Here is a 1,489-nt window from a genome sequence, read left to right as displayed (position 1 = left end):
GCGCGGGGGCTCGGAGATGTGTAAAAGGGACAGCTCCGGGACCTCCCCGCCGCCGCCCTCCCCACCGGCACCCTGCGTCGCGTGGAACTCGCCAGAGCCCTCGCCGGCAGCCCCCGGGTGCTCCTCCTCGACGAACCGGCCGCCGGCCTGGACACGGCCGAAGTGACCGCACTGGCCCGCGTGCTGAAGGCCCTCGCCGCCGACGGCACGGCCCTGCTCGTCGTGGAACACGACCTCGACCTGGTCGCCGGCCTCGCCGACGTCGTGCACGTCATGACGGCGGGCCGCATCGTCGCCTCGGGCCCGCCCGAACACGTCCTGGACACGGTATGGACGGCAGCCCCATGACCACGATCTCCCTGCGCCACGCGCGCGTGCGCTACGGCCCCCTGGAGGCCCTCCACGGCGTCACCCTCGCCGCCCCGGGCCCTGGTCTCACCGTCCTGCTGGGCCGCAACGGCAGCGGCCGCACGCCCGCCCTGCGCGCCCTCGCCGGCGTCGTGCCGCTGTCCGGCGGCGCCGTGGTGTGGGACGGCGCCGACGTGACCCGCCTGCCCGCCCACGAGCGCGCCCGCCGCGGTCTGTGCCTGGTCCCCGAGCGGCAGGCGGTGTTCGGCTCGCTCACGGTCCGCGAGAACCTGGCGCTCGCCGCACCGTCGTACGACGACGCCCTCGACGCCTACCCCCAGCTCACCGCCCTGCTCCCCCGCCGCGCCGGCACCCTCTCCGGTGGTGAGCAGCGCATGCTGGCCCTCTCCCGCGTCCTGCTGGCACGCGCGCGCGTGGTGCTCGTCGACGAACCGGCGCAGGGCATGTCGCCGACGGTCGCGGCCCGCACGTACGACCTGTTGAGCGGGCTCGACGCCTGCGTGGTCGTCGCCGAGCAGCGGCTGCCGCCCGTCCTGCACGGCCGGACGGCCGTCGTGTACGAACTGCGCCGCGGCACCGTCGTGTTCAGCGGAGAGGCGGCCGAACTGGACCCGCCGACAGGGGCGGACCGAACACGGCCGAGCCCCGGATAGCACTCTTCGACTCCTTCGGCAGGGCCAGCAGCGTGCCCACGTTCAGCCGGTCCGGATCGCGGCCGATCATGTCCTTGTTGGCCTCGTACAGCGCCCGCCAGCCGCCCTGGACGCCGTACTTGCGGGCAATCGCCGAGAGCGTGTCACCGGGTTTCACCGTGTGCATACGGCCCTTGAGCCCGTACCTCCGGGAACAGACCGGCCAGGCCTCCCAGCCCTGCACGGCCAGCACCTCCTGGGCGACGGAGATCTGCTGCGCACGGGTGGCGAGATCCGCGCGCGGGGCGTACGTCAGGCCGCCGAACTCCTCCCAGGTGGGCTGCCAGAACTGGAGCCCGCCGTAGAAGCCGTTGCCGGTGTCGGCGTCCCAGCGTCCGCTGCTCTCGCACAGTGCGACACAGCTCCAGGGCCATCCGTCGCGGGCGCAGTCGTACGGCACGGAGACGGGCGAGGGAGCGGGGGCCGGG

Annotated in this window: 2 protein-coding genes and 1 pseudogene; 2 read left to right on the top strand and 1 reads right to left on the bottom strand. The window is 74.3% G+C overall.

The annotated features are described in order from the left end of the window. Window positions 1–33: 33 nt before the first annotated feature. Together HLK59_RS49940 and HLK59_RS49935 are read left to right on the top strand one after the other, a co-directional pair. A pseudogene (locus HLK59_RS49940) lies at window positions 34–348 on the top strand (ABC transporter permease); the annotation flags it as partial. Then, on the top strand, window positions 345–1,022 hold the full coding sequence (locus HLK59_RS49935; protein WP_171148320.1) for an ATP-binding cassette domain-containing protein: 678 nt from the start codon (window positions 345–347) through the stop codon (window positions 1,020–1,022). The pseudogene HLK59_RS49940 and the gene HLK59_RS49935, both read left to right, overlap by 4 nt. Here the strand turns inward: HLK59_RS49935 and HLK59_RS49930 are convergent. Beyond that, window positions 955–1,489 (bottom strand): transglycosylase family protein (locus HLK59_RS49930; protein WP_171148319.1); only part of this gene is annotated, 535 nt, incomplete at its 5' end. The genes HLK59_RS49935 and HLK59_RS49930 overlap by 68 nt on opposite strands.

Origin of the sequence: Streptomyces sp. S3(2020) (assembly GCF_013044505.1) — a bacterium.
In the GTDB taxonomy this organism is placed as follows: Bacteria; Actinomycetota; Actinomycetes; order Streptomycetales; family Streptomycetaceae; genus Streptomyces.
Note: the sequence above shows the minus strand (reverse complement) of the source record. Positions and strands in the feature narration are given on the sequence as shown.

Bases quoted from the DNA above. Each gene is read 5' to 3' on its own strand.
- HLK59_RS49935 (WP_171148320.1), top strand. From the start codon at position 345: ATGACCACGATCTCCCTGCGCCACGCGCGCGTGCGCTACGGCCCCCTG.